The organism is Novosphingobium terrae (assembly GCF_017163935.1).
Classification (GTDB): Bacteria; Pseudomonadota; Alphaproteobacteria; order Sphingomonadales; family Sphingomonadaceae; genus Novosphingobium; species Novosphingobium terrae.
On sequence record NZ_JABVZR010000001.1, the window covers coordinates 3,818,174 to 3,832,740 of the forward strand.

General features: G+C 66.4%; 14 protein-coding genes. 2 read left to right on the plus strand and 12 right to left on the minus strand.

What is annotated here, in order from left to right; translation table 11 throughout:
* Nucleotides 1-5: 5 nt before the first annotated feature.
* Nucleotides 6-950, minus strand: coding sequence for a DMT family transporter (locus HGK27_RS17065; RefSeq protein WP_206242086.1), 945 nt, complete (start codon nucleotides 948-950; stop codon nucleotides 6-8).
* A gap of 222 nt (nucleotides 951-1,172) precedes the next feature.
* Here HGK27_RS17065 and HGK27_RS17070 point away from each other — a divergent pair, with 222 nt between their 5' ends.
* Nucleotides 1,173-2,756 carry a L,D-transpeptidase family protein gene (locus tag HGK27_RS17070; protein WP_241127260.1) on the plus strand — a complete coding sequence of 528 codons (1,584 nt, stop codon included), beginning with the start codon at nucleotides 1,173-1,175 and terminating at the stop codon, nucleotides 2,754-2,756.
* Between the two features lie 291 nt (nucleotides 2,757-3,047).
* Here the strand turns inward: HGK27_RS17070 and HGK27_RS17075 are convergent, their stop codons facing one another.
* The 11 genes from HGK27_RS17075 to HGK27_RS17125 all read right to left on the minus strand — a co-directional run bounded on the left by HGK27_RS17075 (nucleotide 3,048) and on the right by HGK27_RS17125 (nucleotide 13,767).
* Nucleotides 3,048-3,782 (minus strand): murein L,D-transpeptidase catalytic domain-containing protein, encoded by a 735-nt coding sequence (locus tag HGK27_RS17075; RefSeq protein ID WP_241127262.1) that lies wholly within the window; start codon nucleotides 3,780-3,782, stop codon nucleotides 3,048-3,050.
* A gap of 37 nt (nucleotides 3,783-3,819) precedes the next feature.
* On the minus strand, nucleotides 3,820-4,320 hold the full coding sequence (locus tag HGK27_RS17080; protein WP_206242089.1) for a GNAT family N-acetyltransferase: 501 nt from the start codon (nucleotides 4,318-4,320) through the stop codon (nucleotides 3,820-3,822).
* A gap of 39 nt (nucleotides 4,321-4,359) precedes the next feature.
* The gene (locus tag HGK27_RS17085) at nucleotides 4,360-4,917 is read right to left on the minus strand and encodes a retropepsin-like aspartic protease family protein (RefSeq protein ID WP_206242091.1); all 558 of its coding nucleotides are present in this window, start codon (nucleotides 4,915-4,917) and stop codon (nucleotides 4,360-4,362) included.
* 328 nt (nucleotides 4,918-5,245) lie between these two features.
* On the minus strand, nucleotides 5,246-6,370 hold the full coding sequence (gene ispG / locus HGK27_RS17090; RefSeq protein ID WP_068085750.1) for a flavodoxin-dependent (E)-4-hydroxy-3-methylbut-2-enyl-diphosphate synthase: 1,125 nt from the start codon (nucleotides 6,368-6,370) through the stop codon (nucleotides 5,246-5,248).
* Nucleotides 6,371-6,468: 98 nt separating this feature from the next.
* Nucleotides 6,469-7,362, minus strand: a complete 894-nt coding sequence (locus tag HGK27_RS17095; protein WP_206242093.1) for an RDD family protein — start codon at nucleotides 7,360-7,362, stop codon at nucleotides 6,469-6,471.
* On the minus strand, nucleotides 7,355-8,428 hold the full coding sequence (locus HGK27_RS17100) for a stage II sporulation protein M (protein WP_206242095.1): 1,074 nt from the start codon (nucleotides 8,426-8,428) through the stop codon (nucleotides 7,355-7,357). Before HGK27_RS17100 ends, HGK27_RS17095 begins: the two co-directional genes overlap by 8 nt.
* Nucleotides 8,425-9,777, minus strand: coding sequence for a DUF58 domain-containing protein (locus HGK27_RS17105; RefSeq protein ID WP_206242097.1), 1,353 nt, complete (start codon nucleotides 9,775-9,777; stop codon nucleotides 8,425-8,427). The genes HGK27_RS17100 and HGK27_RS17105 overlap by 4 nt, the downstream gene beginning before the upstream one ends.
* Nucleotides 9,778-9,782: 5 nt before the next feature.
* A complete protein-coding gene (locus HGK27_RS17110) occupies nucleotides 9,783-10,760 on the minus strand; it encodes an AAA family ATPase (protein WP_206242099.1) in 978 nt (325 codons plus the stop codon).
* Nucleotides 10,757-12,031, minus strand: a complete 1,275-nt coding sequence (locus HGK27_RS17115; protein WP_206242101.1) for a DUF4350 domain-containing protein — start codon at nucleotides 12,029-12,031, stop codon at nucleotides 10,757-10,759. Before HGK27_RS17115 ends, HGK27_RS17110 begins: the two co-directional genes overlap by 4 nt.
* The gene (locus HGK27_RS17120) at nucleotides 12,028-12,726 is read right to left on the minus strand and encodes a hypothetical protein (RefSeq protein ID WP_206242103.1); all 699 of its coding nucleotides are present in this window, start codon (nucleotides 12,724-12,726) and stop codon (nucleotides 12,028-12,030) included. The genes HGK27_RS17115 and HGK27_RS17120 overlap by 4 nt, the downstream gene beginning before the upstream one ends.
* A 141-nt stretch (nucleotides 12,727-12,867) precedes the next feature.
* Nucleotides 12,868-13,767 carry a prephenate dehydratase gene (locus HGK27_RS17125; protein WP_206242105.1) on the minus strand — a complete coding sequence of 300 codons (900 nt, stop codon included), beginning with the start codon at nucleotides 13,765-13,767 and terminating at the stop codon, nucleotides 12,868-12,870.
* A 117-nt stretch (nucleotides 13,768-13,884) separates the two neighbouring features.
* On the opposite strand from HGK27_RS17125, the gene HGK27_RS17130 reads away from it, so the two are divergent.
* Entirely contained in the window at nucleotides 13,885-14,529 is a 645-nt protein-coding gene (locus tag HGK27_RS17130) for a c-type cytochrome (RefSeq protein ID WP_206242107.1), read from the plus strand.
* Nucleotides 14,530-14,567: the final 38 nt, after the last annotated feature.

The window sequence follows — 14,567 nt, forward strand, 5'->3', positions numbered from 1 at the left end:
GTGGCTCAGCTGGTCAATTCGCCCGGCAGACCGTCCTGCTCGGTCACCTGCCCGCGCTGCGCGGTGCCCACCCATACGCCCGCCACGATGAGCGCAACGCCGCCCAGAGTCCACAGGCTGAGCGCCTCGTGAAACCACAGATAGCCCATCAGCGCGGACCAGATAAATGCACTGTATTCAACGGGTAACAGCCGATGCGCCTCGGCCCGGGCCCAGCCCCAGCCCAGCAGCGCCAGCGAGACGGAGGCCAGCACGCCCGCTCCGGCCACCAGCGCGCCCGCGCTCCAGCCAAAGGCGCCCTGCCCCGGCAGCACCGCCAGCCAGGGCGACAAGGGCAGCATGATCAAAGCGATGAACAGCCCTTGAAAAAAGGCGATCTCCAAGGGAGCGGCACGCTGGGCCTGATGGCGCTGCAGCACCAGATTGCCCGCATAGAGCACCGCCGAGGTTAGGATCGCCCCTAGCCCCAGCCGCGAGTCCAGCGAATCGGCCACGCCGTCGCTCAGCCGTCCCGCCGCCACCACGCCCACACCCAGCAGGGCGATCAGCGAGGCCCAGAGCGCGCGCCGCGTGATCGGCTCGCCCAGAAACAGCGCGGAAAGATAAAGCGCGATCAGCGGCGCAATGAACGACAGCGCCATGCCCACCGCCATCGGCGTGCGCACCAGCCCCCAGAAGAACAGGCTGGCCATGGCGCAGACCAGCCCGGCACGCAGGGCATGCACCAGCAGCATGGCCCGCGCGGGCCAGACGATCCGCTGCCCCTTGATGCGCTCCGCCGCCCACCATGCCGCCAGAGTCAGCACCGATCCCAGCAGATTGCGCCACATCAGCGCCGTGAACACCCCCAGCACCATGGAGGCCCCCTTCATCAGCGCGTCCATCACGGCGAAGGTGGCGATCCCGGCGGCGGCGGCCAGCACGGGGCCCAGATGATGCGTGCGCGTCATATCCGGCCCTTAGCCGCTGAAAAACCACGCGTCATCTCCGCAAAGATGAACGCCAAGATGAGCGCCAAGATGAACAGGGCCCGAGCGGGCAATTCAGCAAGTTGCAAGGCACAATGCTTGATGCGCAGCGTTGAAAAGGGCAAAGCATCCGGCGCAGCTTTCGCGCATCCGGGCAACTATTGCCACGCCGGATGAGATTGAAGACAGGGATACGATACGGACATGGCCAATCAACCGCACGACCGCCTGACGCCGGGCTCGATCAGCGCTGCCGCTGCCCCCGGCAAGCGCAAGCGGCTGGCCCTGTGGCTGGGCAGCGCCGCGCTGATGATGCCGGGCGCCGCACTGGCCATTCCGCCGGGCGGCTACAGCGGACTGCAGGCCTCGCCCACGCCGACCCCCACGGCCACGCCGACCCCGAAGCCCAAGCCCAAGACCCCGCCGCCGACCTCGATCCTGCCGGCCTCGATGCAGCCTGCCACGCCGCGCCCCACCGCCACGCTGCAGAAGCCCGCCGCACAGCCCGCGCCCTATATCGATGCCCAGCCCACCACCGCGCCGGTGGCCCCGCCGCCGGTCCTGACCCCCGGCGCGCCCAACACGCGCACCGTCACCACCATCGTCCCCGCTGAACAGCCCGTGCGGACCTGGACTCTGGCCGATGCGCAGTCCCTGCTGGCGGTCATCAAGACCATCGACACCGAGGGCCTGTTCCCCGGCGACTACAAGCCCGAGGTGCTGGCCGCCGCCATCACGGCAGGCGCCGGCCCCGCGCTGGATGAAGCCGCCAGCCGCAGCTTCGACTGGCTGGCCGAAGACCTGCGCGATGGCCGCACCCCCATGGACAGCCGCATCCAGTGGTTCGCCGTCGATACCGATGTCGATGCCCATCCCACGCATGAGATTCTCGAACGCGCGCTGGCCACTCATGATGTGGCAGGCGTGCTGGCCGGGCTCGACCCGACCTATGCCGATTATGCCGCGCTGAAGGACGCGCTGGCCGCCACGCCCCGCGCCGACAAGGCCCGCCGCGACATGATCCGCATCAACATGGACCGCTGGCGCTGGCTGCCGCGCGAGCTGGGTCAGGTCTATCTGCTGACCAACATCCCGGAATTCCAGCTGCGCTTCAACGTGGGCGGCAAGATCATCAAGACCTACCGCACCGTCGTCGGCAAGCCGGGGCGCACCGCCACGCCTCAGCTGGCCGAAAAGGTGCAGGCCGTGGTCTTCAACCCCACCTGGACCGTGCCGCAGTCCATCGTGAAGGGCGAAAATCTGGGCGCCAAGCTGCTGGCCAACCCCGCCTCCGCCGCGCGTCAGGGTTACAAGGTGACCAAGTCCGAGAGCGGCATGATCACCGTGGTGCAGCAGCCGGGCGACAAGAACTCGCTGGGCCGCATGAAGATCGACATGCCCAACCCGCATGCCATCTATCTGCATGACACCCCCGCCAAGGCGCTGTTCGAAACGCCGGTGCGCGCCTATTCGCACGGCTGCATCCGCACGCAGGACGCGCTGAAGCTGGGCATGACCATCGCCATGGTGCGCGGCGACATGACTCAGGATGAGGCCTCGGAGCTCTATCACTCGCTGAAGTACAAGCGCGTGGTGATGAAGCAGGCCACACCCGTGTATCTGACCTACACCACCATGGGCCTGAACGTGGAAGGCCAGATGTCCACCTTCAAGGACATCTATGACCGCGACGCCCCCGTGCTGGCCAGCTTCCGCGGCCCTCGCGCGCTGCACACCACGCAGCGTACCAGCACGCAGGAAGTGATCGTGGCGGATGATCCTTTGTAAGGGGGTTTGAAGTCGGTTGAAGGAAGAGAAGGTGCGAGGGGGTTACCCCCTCGCGCTCCCATGACGTCTTCCGACACAAAGGTTTGTGGCATCCTGGCGGTGCGCAACCTTTCCACGGGCACGGAAAAGGCGCCGCAGGCAGGAAGCCCCGGCGCCTTTTCTCGTTTTAAGGCCTGCGGCGCGGCAATCTGGGCGCGATGCCGAACCCGTAGCGCAACGTAGACACTCATGGGAGCGCGAGGGTGTAACACCCTCGCACCTAACTTCTCTTAATCCTGCTGATTCACCAAATCAGGCGTCGGAAATCCGGTCAGCATAGAGCAGACGCCCCGCCGCCAGATGGGTCAGCGCCTTGTTGAACTGCTGCGGGTCCATGGCGAAGCAGCCTTCCGAGCGACCCAGTTTGCCATATTTCGTCAGCATATCCGGCGCGGCGTACCAGGCCGGGTGCATGACGATGGCGCGCTCCAGCGCATTGGAATTGTCGGCATCGAGGCCGCGCAGGCGGATCGAGGGGCCATACTTGCCGTCATAGATCGAGGCGGTGAGATAGGCCCCGCGCGAGGTCGCCTCGGAGTTCACCGTGTTCGAGAAATGCTTGAGCCAGCCGTCATGCTGCGGGTCGGAACCGCGGCCATGCGCCACCAGTTCGGAGCGCAGCGTGCCATTTTCGACATTTACGAAATGCAGGCGCGGCAGGTTGGAGGGCCGGCCGAAATCTGCCACAGCCACCAGATCGCGCTTCCAGATCACGCCGGACAGGCGGCTGATCTGCTGCTGGGCGATGCCCACCACCTGGCGCTCATAGGGCGTCAGCGGGCTGGCCGTGGCCGGCATGCCCGTGCTGGGCGCCATGGTTTCGAAGCCCGGCCCGGCTTGCATCAGATGCGATGCTCCGGCCTGAGCCGCGCCATGCGCAGCACTGTTCTTGTGAGCATGCGCCAGCAAGCGCATGGGCGTTGCCAAAGCCACACCAGTCCACAACCCGCCAACCAGCAGGTTTCTACGATTCAGCGATCCCGTCATGGTCGTCATCCATGCTTCAGCCCCTCCATTTTGGCTATTATGATTCGGCGGAAGCGCTTTGGCCTGCGGCGAGTTGAGACAAAGCGTCTGCATCAACGCGCATCACCGTCCATTGTTCCTGAGGAATCGCCCCGAGCGAGCGATAAAATCCGATCGCCGGTTCATTCCAGTCCAGCACCGACCATTCGAGTCGCGCGCAATTGCGCTCCACCGCCAGCGCCGCCAGCCTGACCAGCAGCGCCTTGCCCAGCCCGGCGCCTCGCGCGGCAGGGCGCACATAGAGGTCCTCAAGATAGATCCCGGGCCGCCCCTCGAAGGTGGAGAAATTATGGAAGAACAGCGCAAAGCCCTGCGCCTCACCAGCCACTTCGCCGATCAGCACCTCGGCCATGGGGCGCGGGCCGAACAGATGGTCATGCAGCACGGCCTCGTCGAAACGCACCGCATGGGAGAGTTTTTCATACTCGGCCAATTCGCGGATAAAGGCGCAGATCAGCGGCAGATCGTCAGGCGTGGCGGAACGGATAGAGGTGCTCATGCCGACGCCTTGGCAAAGGGTGCCCCGCCCCGCAAGCGGTCAATTGGGCATCAGCACCATCGTATCGCCCTTCAGCTCCACGCGCCCGATCTCGCGCAGCACCGACTGGCCCAGCAGATTCTCGGTGAGCCCCTGCGCCACCACCGCACGCTGGTGATCCATACGCCGCCCCATCAGTTCCACGCTGTCCAGCAACACCGGAGCGCCCATGCCTTGGCCTGACGCAGTACGCAAAATAGGCTGATAATCGCCGGCACTGATGTTCAACCCCAACGACTGCGCCGTCTCCGGCGTCAGCGCCACCATATCGGCGCCGGTGTCGACCAGAAACCGCGTGTTGCGCCCATTGACCGCAACATCGATGTGAAACTGGCCTGAGCGGTCACGCACCAACACCTTGGGCTCGACCGGCTGGCTGGCGCCCGGGGGAGTGTGGTTGATGCCCCATGGGTTGTAGGGCTCGCTCGCCGTGGCATCCGCCACCGCTACCGCCGGGGTTTCAGCCTGAGCGGCAGGCGTATTATGGTGAGTCATGGCCCGAGCCAGCCCGAACAGCAGCATCAGGATGAAGACAGTGAAACGGAGCAGGCGATTCATGGCCTTTTCCCTTAAGGGGAAAGAGTTAGGGAATCGTGGAAGGAAGGAAGATGCGAGGGGGAGTCCTTGTTGGTGCATCTCTCAAGAGAGATACTTCGGGCCCCTCCCGCTCCCATAACGTCTCCCGACGCTTGGACAGAGGCATCCTGCCGGTGCGCAAACTTTCTAAAGGCAGAGAAAAGGCGCCGCAGGCAGCATGCCCCGACGCCTTGTCTCGTTTGAAAGCCTGCGACGCAGCGACCTTAGCTCTATGGCCGAACCCGATACGCAACGTAGACATTAAAGGGAGCGCGAGGGTGTAACACCTTCGCACTTAACCCTTCACTTCTTACTCGGCTGCTTCCTTGGCCGCCTCGGCAGCTTCCATCTCGGCAGCCTTGGCTTCCACCAGCCCGACGATGTGATCCAGCATTTCCTCGCTGTTGATCACATGGTCGGTCACGCCCGACAGATAGACCATATGCTTGCCGTTGCCGCCACCGGTCAGGCCGATGTCGGTCTCGCGCGCCTCGCCCGGCCCGTTCACCACGCAGCCCAGCACCGAAAGCGAGATCGGCGTCTTGATGTGCGACAGACGCTGCTCCAGCGCCGAAACCGTGCGGATCACGTCAAAACCCTGACGCGCGCAGGACGGGCACGACACCACACGCACACCACGCGTGCGCAGGCCCAGCGACTTTAGGATCTCGTAGCCGACGCGGACCTCTTCCTCGGGCTCGGCCGAGAGCGAGACGCGGATCGTGTCACCGATACCGGCCCACAGCAGGTTGCCCATGCCGATGGCGCTCTTCACGGTGCCACCAATAAGCCCGCCCGCCTCGGTGATGCCCAGATGCAGCGGGCAATCCACCGCATCGGCCAGCGCCATATAGGCCGAGACCGCGAGGAACACGTCGGAGGCCTTCACGGCCACCTTATACTCGTGGAAATCATGGTCCTGCAGCAGCTTGATGTGGTCCAGCGCCGATTCGACCAGCGCCTCGGGGCAAGGCTCGCCGTATTTCTCCAGCAGATCCTTTTCCAGCGAACCGGCGTTCACGCCGATGCGGATGGCGCAGCCATTGGCCTTGGCGGCGCGCACCACTTCGGCCACGCGGTCGCTGCCGCCGATGTTGCCGGGGTTGATGCGCAGGCAGGCGGCGCCAGCGTCGGCGGCCTCAAGGGCGCGCTTGTAGTGGAAGTGGATGTCGGCCACCAGCGGCACGCGGGCAGCGCGGGCGATCTGCTTGAAGGCAGCCGTGCTTTCCACATCGGGGCAGGAGACGCGGATGATGTCGGCGCCCGCATCCTCGCAGCGGCGGATCTGGTCGATCGTCGCCTTGGCGTCGGAGGTGAGCGTGTTGGTCATGGTCTGCACCGAGATCGGAGCGTCGCCGCCCACGGGCAGCTTGCCCACCATGATCTGACGGCTTTGGCGGCGCGCGATATCGCGCCAGGGACGCACTGAAGACATGAACGGTCCTTGCTGGAGGGCTGGAGGGTGCCCCTCGTTTGCCCGCCCTATAGCGCATCGGGGCGCCGCCGCAAATGTGGCGGATGGGCCATAAGCGATTAAGCGTGCTTATCGGCCTTCCGCCGCCCCATGCGCATGCCGCCTTCCAGCCTTTCGCGCAGCTGGGTGTAATAGGCGTCGAGGAACGGCCCGACATCGGCGCCATGGGGCGTGTTCCAGCCGATCTTGTCGCAGATGGCGGTGGCGACCAGAGCCATCTGATCGTCCTTGCGTAGGCGCAGCACCTCTTCCAGCCGCTGCAGCTCATACTCGCCATAGGCGGCCAGATCGGTGTCGCGGAAGCGATAGGCGGCGGCAGGGGCATGGGCGGCCTGCTCGGTCATGGCGCGGGCCAGCGGCTTGCGGGGGCGCTCCACCACCCAGGTTCCGGCGATCAGATCGCCCGCCCGCAGCCGGTCACGGTTGAAGAGCGGCAGCAGCGCGAACAGCAGAAACCACAGCGTCGCCAGCCAGCCGGTGTTGTCACCCTGACCGATGCTGGAGCCCAGCATGATCAGCGGCAGGAACAGCTCGATATCGCGCAGCAGATTGCGGGCGATCACGCGTTCGGGGGTCAGCCGGGCGCCATCGCGCGCGGCGATGCGGATGCGCATCAGGCGCTTGCCGGGGGTGGCTCCGCGCGGGCCGAGTTCAAAGGCGATAAACCAGGCATTGCGGATCAGGAAAGCAGTGATGATCCACAGCGCAAAGAGCGCCTGCATCGCATGATCCTGAGCGGTGCCGCCACGCAGATGCTGGCCCATCTCGCTCAGACTGCCTGCCGTAAAGCCGATGGCGATGGCGGACAGCAGCAGCGAGAGCCCCATGCAGATCAGATCGATCAGCAGCGCCCCGAACCGGCTGCCGCGTGAAGCCAGAGTGAAAGGCACCGTCAGCCCTTCGGGTGTGACCAGCACGCGGCGGCGGGGATCATCCCGGCGAGGATCAGCCATGGCGCTTGCTCACCACACGCTGGCGCCCGTAAGCGAAGAAATAGAGCAGCCAGAAGCCCAGCATGCCGCCACCCACCGCCAGACGGCGCAAGGTGTCCTGAATCAGCTGGCGGGCGAACCCTTCCAGCAGGCCCGCCACCACCAGCATCAGCACCACGCCCAGCATCACCACCGCGCCGCGACAGCCCGCCTCCGCTGCCGCCGCCATGGCGCCGCGCCGCCCGGGAAAGGCCACCGCCCGCCCGATATGCAGCCCCGCCGCGCCCGCCAGCGTGATGGCGAAGAGTTCCGTGGTGCCATGGATCGACAGCCAGCCGACCACGTCGAAGGTCAAGCCCTGCCCGTGGAACAGCCAGAGCATCGCGCCGAGCATCCCGGCATTCTGCACCAGAAGCATCAGCGTGGGCACGCCAAAGGCAAAGCCCAGTGCAAAGCACAGGATGGAAATCTGCGCATTATGGCCAAAGAGATAGGCGGCAAAGGCCCCCAGCCCGTCCTGATCCTGCGTGCCGAACAAGGTGCCGCGCAGCACCTCGCGGCTGGCGCCGGGCACGCGCACATCGCCCGCTCCGCCCACCAGAGCGCCATACCATTGCGGATCATGCGCCACCAGCAGCCAACCCAGCACCGTGCCGACCACCAGCACCGCAAAGGCGATCAACAGATCCAGCCCCATGCCGCGCACCGCCCGGCTCCAGCCGCCGGTGAAAAAGCCCTTCAGCCAGCCGCCAAAGCCCAGCCGCGCGCCATGCAGCTGGAACCATGCGCGCTGCGCCAGCGCCTCCAGCCATTGCACCGTGGCCTGATCCAGCGAGGTTTCGCGCGCAATCGACAGCGAGGAGACCAGACCGCGATAAAGCACCGGCAGCTCCAGCAGATCCTCATCGGAAAGGCGGCGGATGCGCCCCTGCTCCAGCCGAAGGACAATGCTGTCCAGCCGCTTCCAGTCCTCCTCACGCTCCTGCCGGAACCGGTCGGAGCGCAGCAGGGCGGCGCGGATGGCGCCCTCTTCCGCCGGAGCCCCCCGGCCCAGCCGGGTTTTGACGGCATCGATCCAGTCGCTCATCCGATTCCCCCCGCCTGCCGGATCGAGAGATAGGCATCGATCAGGCTGAGCCCGAGCTTGTCATGCGGCGCCTCGATCACATCGACGCCCAGTTGCCGCAACCTCGCCGTCACCAGCGCACGCTGGCGCAGCAACTGCCCCGCGCCCACGGCCAGCGCGACATCCTGTGTCGCCTCGGGCTCGGCGCGGGCTAGGGCTTCGAGTTCCTCATCCAGCATGGTCACGAAGATCACGCGGTGGCGCGCGACCAGCCGCCCGATGCTCTCCACCATCAATTGCGCGCTGGTGGGATCGGTGAAATCGGAAAAGACCACGATCAGCGAGCGGCGCTGCAACTGCTGGGCCAGAGTCGCCAGCGCCAAAGTGAAATTGGGCTCCCGCGATTCGTAATCGAGCAGCGCGGCGGCCGACTGCAACCGCCCGAAACCGCTGGCATCGGTCACAAAGGGCGTGGAGAGCAGCACCCGGCTGGCAAAGCCGAACAGCGAGACCAGATCGCCACCCTTCAGCGCCACCCAGCCCGCCGCCAGCGCCACGGAAATCGCCCGGTCCAGCCGCGCAAGGCCGGCCACCGGCTCGCACATGGCCTGCCCGCAATCGAGGGCGAAGACGATGCGGTTGTTGCGCTCGGCCTCATACTCCTTGGCGTAGAGATGGGCGTGGCGGGCCGAGGCCTTCCAGTCGATGCGGCGGCGGTCCATGCCGGGATGATAGTCGGAGAGGGCCTCGAACATGGTGCCATCGCCATGGATGCGGCGGGCGACAAGGCCGATGTCGGCATCGCGCAAGGTGGCCTGCACCCCGCGTGAGCGCAGCAGCGCCAGATTGGGATTCACCCGCAAAGGCCGGTCGAAGGCACGCCGCGCCTGACGCGCGCCCAGACCCAGCGGCCCCTGCCAGCGCAGCCACACCGTATCGATCTGCCCCGGCCCGCGACGGCTGGGGGCGATGGCGGCATGGCCTTCATGGGTCTCGCCATCGCGCGTCAAGGGCATGGCCAGCACACCGCCCGGCGCCAGACGCGGATCGAGGCCGAGCGCCGCCTCCACCTGACTAGCGCGCGGGGACAGCGCGGCACGGATGGTCAGATTGGCTTTGGCGCCCACTTCCACCTCGGGCGGGGCGTTCAGGCTGATCTCGCCCAGACGGCCCGCCAGCGCGGCATCGACCAGCACCAGCACCAGCAAGACCACACCCAGCGACGGGCCGACGATCCAGCCATCCGGCACCATCACCGCAATCGCCAGCCCCAGCCCGGCCAGCGCCACCAGCGCCAGCACCGCGCGAGCGGTGGGCACCGGGGCCTGATCCGGCTTCAGGCGGGCCAAAAGGGCGGAAAGCCAGCGCATCAGGATCAGCGCGGCGCCTCGGTGCGGTCGATGAGTTCATCCACCAGCGCTTCGGCGGTCTTGCCCTCGATCTCGGCGGCGGGGCTGAGCAGCAGGCGATGGCGCAGCACGGCGGGGGCCAGCGCCTTCACATCGTCGGGCAGCACATAATCGCGGCCTTCCAGCGCGGCGCGGGCCCGCGAGGCATGGGCCAACAGCACACCGGCGCGGGGGCTGGCGCCACAGGCCAGATCGGCGCTGTCGCGCGTCGCACGCAGCAGGCGCACGATATAGGCGGCGACAGGCTCGGCCAGAGTCACCTGCGCCACCGCGCGCGATGCGGCGGCCAGAATCGCGGCATTGGCAACGGGGCGCACGCCCTGCGCCAGCGGATCGGGCGGGCCGCTCTGCTGGCCGAAGCGGGTGAGGATCGCCAGTTCCTCGGCCTCTCCGGGGTAATCGACGCGCAGTTTGAACAGGAAACGGTCCAGCTGCGCCTCGGGCAGCGGATAGACGCCCTGCTGCTCGATGGGGTTTTGCGTGGCCACCACCATAAAGCTTTCGGGCAGCGGATGGACCGCGCCGTCCAGCGTCACCCGGCGCTCCTGCATGGCTTCGAGCAGGGCGGCCTGGGTCTTGGGCGGGGTGCGGTTGATTTCGTCGGCCAGCAGCACCTCGCAGAAGATCGGCCCACGGGTGAGGGTGAAGGTGCTGGTCTGGAAGTTGAACAGGTTGGAGCCCAGAATATCGCCCGGCATCAGATCCGGCGTGAACTGGATACGCCCGAAATGCAGCCCCAGCGCGGTGGCAAAGCTCTGCGCCAGAAAGGTTTTCGCCGTGCCGGGCGGGCCTTCCAGCAGCACATGGCCGCGCGAGAACAGCGCCACCAGCAGGTGATCGACCACCTCGCGCTGGCCCACCACCGCCTTGCCGATCTCGGCGCGGATGGCCTGGGCCAGACGGGCCACATCGGTCAAGCTAAGGTCTTGGCTCAAGTCGCTCATGCGATCACAATCCTCTCGATGGCATGCAGGGTGCGGGCCAGAGCGAGAATCTCGCCCTCGCCCTGCGCACGCGCCAATTGCGCGGCGGCTGAGGTGAAAGTCTGGTCGGGCACAGCAAGGCCCGAGGCGCGGCGGGCGGCCAGCGCGCGGTCAATGGCGGCATCCACCGCCTCCGGCTTCATCTGACGCGGCAGGGAGAGCGCCCGGGCCAGCCGCGCGCGCGAGGCATCGGCATAGGGCGCGCCCAGCACATGGAAGCGCCGCGCCCGGCGTATCAGCGCCGCCGCATTGCCCAGCAGGCTGGCCTTGCCCAAAGCGATGGCCCGGCCTTCATCCAGCGTGGGGCCAAAGCGCAGCAGCCCGCGCCACATCGCCGCCACCACCGCCAGACCCAGCACCAGCGTGGCGGCCAGATAGGGCGGCATAAAGGCCAGAGTCAGCAGATTGGCCTGACGGCCCAGACCGTTGAAGGTAACGTCGAAGGTGACGCGGCCCTGAGGCTCCCCGATGCGGCGGAAGAAATCGGCGGCCCAGATGGCATTGTCGGCATGTGACAGGCCGTAATTGTCCAGCAGATCGGGTTCGAAGACCAGAAACAGCGGATGGGCCTGCTTCTCCTCACCCTCATTCTCATCATCACTGCTGAGCGGGAGGGTTTCGTCATAGCGGGCGGCCAGCACATGGCCCTGCGCATCGGCAAAGGGCATCAGCCGCTCACCTTGGCCCACTTCCACGGTCATCGCATCGGGCAGCACCGGGGCGGGGACATCCAGCGAGGTCGCCACGCGGCGCGCGCCATGGCCGAAGCCACGCGTGTCCACCGCGATATCGTCGAGAAAGCCCTTCCAATGCGGCAGTTCACTGCCGTTCACCCGTACCCAGCCCTGACGCTGGCCGGGCTGGCGCGTGTCCACCGGCATGGTCTGCCATTTGGGCGCGATCACCACCACCGGGCCAACGCGGCGATGTTCGTTCACCGCCTTGCTCAGCTTTTCGCCATCGGCATAGGCTTCGGGGGTCAGCACCAGCACGCCCGGCGTGTGCCAGTCACCCTCGCTGCGGCCCAGCGTGACGGCATAGCCCTCACCCTGAAGCAGGCGGTTGAGCCCGGCAAAGCCGTTGAGCCCCGTGCCGCCCGCATGCGCGCCGCCATTGTCCGTGCGCGAGGCGGCCAGCCCGCCACCCACCTGCCACAGCAGCGCGGCAAACAGGCCGACGCCCAGCAGCACCAGCAGCGCCACGGCGCGGGGGGAGAAAGCGCGCGGGTTCATGCCGGAGCGCTTTCAGCAAAAGTCAATTGGGTGAGGGGCAGGCGGGCGAAGGCGGCATAGGCGTCACGCGCGGCCAGCCAGTCACCCTCGACCAGCGGGCGCAGCGCATAGCGGCTGGCCTCCACCCGCGAGGCAATGGTGCCAAAGGCCCCGCGTGCCGCATCGGGCAGCGCGCGCAGCCCGGCAATCTCACGCGCCGTGCTGGCGGGATGGACAAGGCCGGGGCGCGCCAGAGACAGTTGCTGAACGCTGCGCCTGAGCAGCAGATGGGTCGCGCCGTCGAAATCGCCTGCCGCCGCCAGCCTTTCGGCGTCGCGCAGCAAGGCCATGGCCTCCTCGCTGGCAGGAATCCAGCCGGGCGCATCATCCTCATTCGCGGCGCGGCGGCGCAGGCGAATCAAGGGTGAAAGAATCGTCCAGAGCAGCCAGAGCACGCCCAGCACCGCCACCACGATCAGCAGCTTTTCCACCCATGGCCAGGCACCACCGAACAGACGGGCCAGCGGCGTGAACAGCCTGGCCAGTTGCTTGCCAAGCTCTTCCAGCCAGGGCGGCGGCGGATCGGGCTGCCATGGCGGGGGCGGGCTGAATTGCAGATCATGCCCGGCGCGCAGCTGCTGCCAATGCTCCAGCGTGGCCTGATGGGCTTGCAGGGCTTGCCCATGCGCCGGATCGACTGCCGCCTCGCCCGCCAAAACTCTGCCCCAGTCCCCTGAAAGCCGACCACACAGCCAGAGGGGCCGGGGCATCATCTGCACCCGGATGTGCCGGTTTTTTCAGGCGCGATCAAGTCTCTGTACGATCAGGCCAAGCACCATGCCTTACGCCAGCCTCGTTCAGCCGCGCTCTCGGGCCTGAGCGTAAGTACCCAGAATGCGCAGTTCCTTGCAGTGGAAGGCCAGTTCTTCCAGCGCATGATCCACACCTGTCTCGCCCGGCGCGCCGACAATATCGGCATAGAACATGGTGGCCGAGAAGCTGGCGCCCTTCTGATAGCTTTCCAGCTTGGTCATGTTGACGCCATTGGTCGCGAAACCACCCAGCGCCTTGTAGAGCGCGGCGGGGATGTTGCGCACCTCGAAGATCATGGTGGTCATCGCCACCTGCCCCTTGAGACTCGCCGGATCGAGCGGGGCGCGGGCCAGCACCACAAAACGCGTGGTGTTGTCGGGCGCATCCTCGACATTGTTCTCGATGATGTCGAGACCGTAGAGTTCGGCCGCCAGCGGGGGCGCGATGGCCGCCGCCTCGGGATCGTTCATTTCTTTCACATAGGCCGCCGCGCCTGCCGTATCGGCATAGCTCATCGGCGTGATGCCGCGCTGGCGCAGATAATGGCGCGACTGGCCCAGCGCCTGAGGATGCGACCAGGCCGCCGTGAACGGCCCTTTCGCGCCGGGCAGCGCCATCAGGCTGGGGTGGATGCCGATGAAATGCTCGCCCACGATCGAAAGGCCGCTTTCAGGCAGTAGAAAATGCATATCAGCCACGCGGCCATGCTGGCTGTTTTCGATGGGGATGATCGCGCGATCGGCACGGCCTTCCTTCACCGCATCGAGCGCATCCTCGAAGCTGAAACAGGGCAGAGGCGCGCATGTCGGATCAAAATCCAGCGCCGCGCGATGCGAATTGCAGCCCGGCGCGCCCTGAAAAGCCATGGCACGGCGGGGATCGGATTCGGCAACTTCGGTCAGCGTTTTGACCTGGATCAGAGCGGGCGCGGGATAAGAGTGCATAGCGAACCCGCGTTAGGGCCAGTGACGCCATCCCGCAATGGCTCTTGCGCTCGGTTTTTATGCTCCGTAACAAGGAGTATAAAAATATTTCTGCATGAACTTGGGCGAGGCAATCTGATGAGCGGTCGTTTCAATACCATTGCGGGTTGGGTTCTGGGTGCGGGCATCGTGGCCCTTGGGCTGACCAGCCTGTCGCGGCATCATTTCGAAGCCGACAAGAATGAGCGACCGGCCACCATGGGCTACCCCATCGCCGGCGTGGCCGCCGAGGGTGGGGCAGCAGCAGCCGTGCCGATCGAAACGCTGCTGGCCAAGGCCGATCCCAATGCGGGGCAGCAGGTGTTCCAGAAATGCGCGGCCTGCCATACGATCACGCAGGGCGGCCCCAATGGCGTCGGCCCCAACCTTTACGGCGTGGTGGGCGACGAGATCGCCAAGGGGCGCGGCGGTTTCGCTTTCTCCTCCTCGCTGGCGGGCAAGGGCGGCAAGTGGGACTTCAAGAGCCTCGACACCTGGCTGACCAACCCGCGCGGCTTTGCCGATGGCACGAAGATGACCTTCGCGGGCCTCGATTCGCCTGAGGATCGCGCCAATGTGATCGTCTATCTGAACAAGCAGGGCTCGAATGTGCCGCTGCCCGCCGCGCCTGCGGCTGGAGCAGCCCCTGCGGGCGATGCCAAGGCTGGTGAGGCCAAGGCCGGAGACGCCAAGGGCGAGGCCAAGGCGGGCGATGCCGCCAGCGGCGCCGCTTCGGGCGGGTAAAAGCGCCCTTCCACCTTGCTGCTTCAGGGTTCTGGAAC

Excerpts from the sequence above, each read along its gene's own strand:
- HGK27_RS17065 (WP_206242086.1), bottom strand. The coding sequence starts at position 950 with ATGACGCGCACGCATCATCTGGGCCCCGTGCTGGCCGCCGCCGCCGGG.
- HGK27_RS17070 (WP_241127260.1), top strand. The coding sequence starts at position 1,173 with ATGGCCAATCAACCGCACGACCGCCTGACGCCGGGCTCGATCAGCGCT.
- HGK27_RS17075 (WP_241127262.1), bottom strand. The coding sequence starts at position 3,782 with ATGACGGGATCGCTGAATCGTAGAAACCTGCTGGTTGGCGGGTTGTGG.
- HGK27_RS17080 (WP_206242089.1), bottom strand. The coding sequence starts at position 4,320 with ATGAGCACCTCTATCCGTTCCGCCACGCCTGACGATCTGCCGCTGATC.
- HGK27_RS17085 (WP_206242091.1), bottom strand. The coding sequence starts at position 4,917 with ATGAATCGCCTGCTCCGTTTCACTGTCTTCATCCTGATGCTGCTGTTC.
- ispG (WP_068085750.1), bottom strand. The coding sequence starts at position 6,370 with ATGTCTTCAGTGCGTCCCTGGCGCGATATCGCGCGCCGCCAAAGCCGT.
- HGK27_RS17095 (WP_206242093.1), bottom strand. The coding sequence starts at position 7,362 with ATGGCTGATCCTCGCCGGGATGATCCCCGCCGCCGCGTGCTGGTCACA.
- HGK27_RS17100 (WP_206242095.1), bottom strand. The coding sequence starts at position 8,428 with ATGAGCGACTGGATCGATGCCGTCAAAACCCGGCTGGGCCGGGGGGCT.
- HGK27_RS17105 (WP_206242097.1), bottom strand. The coding sequence starts at position 9,777 with ATGCGCTGGCTTTCCGCCCTTTTGGCCCGCCTGAAGCCGGATCAGGCC.
- HGK27_RS17110 (WP_206242099.1), bottom strand. The coding sequence starts at position 10,760 with ATGAGCGACTTGAGCCAAGACCTTAGCTTGACCGATGTGGCCCGTCTG.
- HGK27_RS17115 (WP_206242101.1), bottom strand. The coding sequence starts at position 12,031 with ATGAACCCGCGCGCTTTCTCCCCCCGCGCCGTGGCGCTGCTGGTGCTG.
- HGK27_RS17125 (WP_206242105.1), bottom strand. The coding sequence starts at position 13,767 with ATGCACTCTTATCCCGCGCCCGCTCTGATCCAGGTCAAAACGCTGACC.
- HGK27_RS17130 (WP_206242107.1), top strand. The coding sequence starts at position 13,885 with ATGAGCGGTCGTTTCAATACCATTGCGGGTTGGGTTCTGGGTGCGGGC.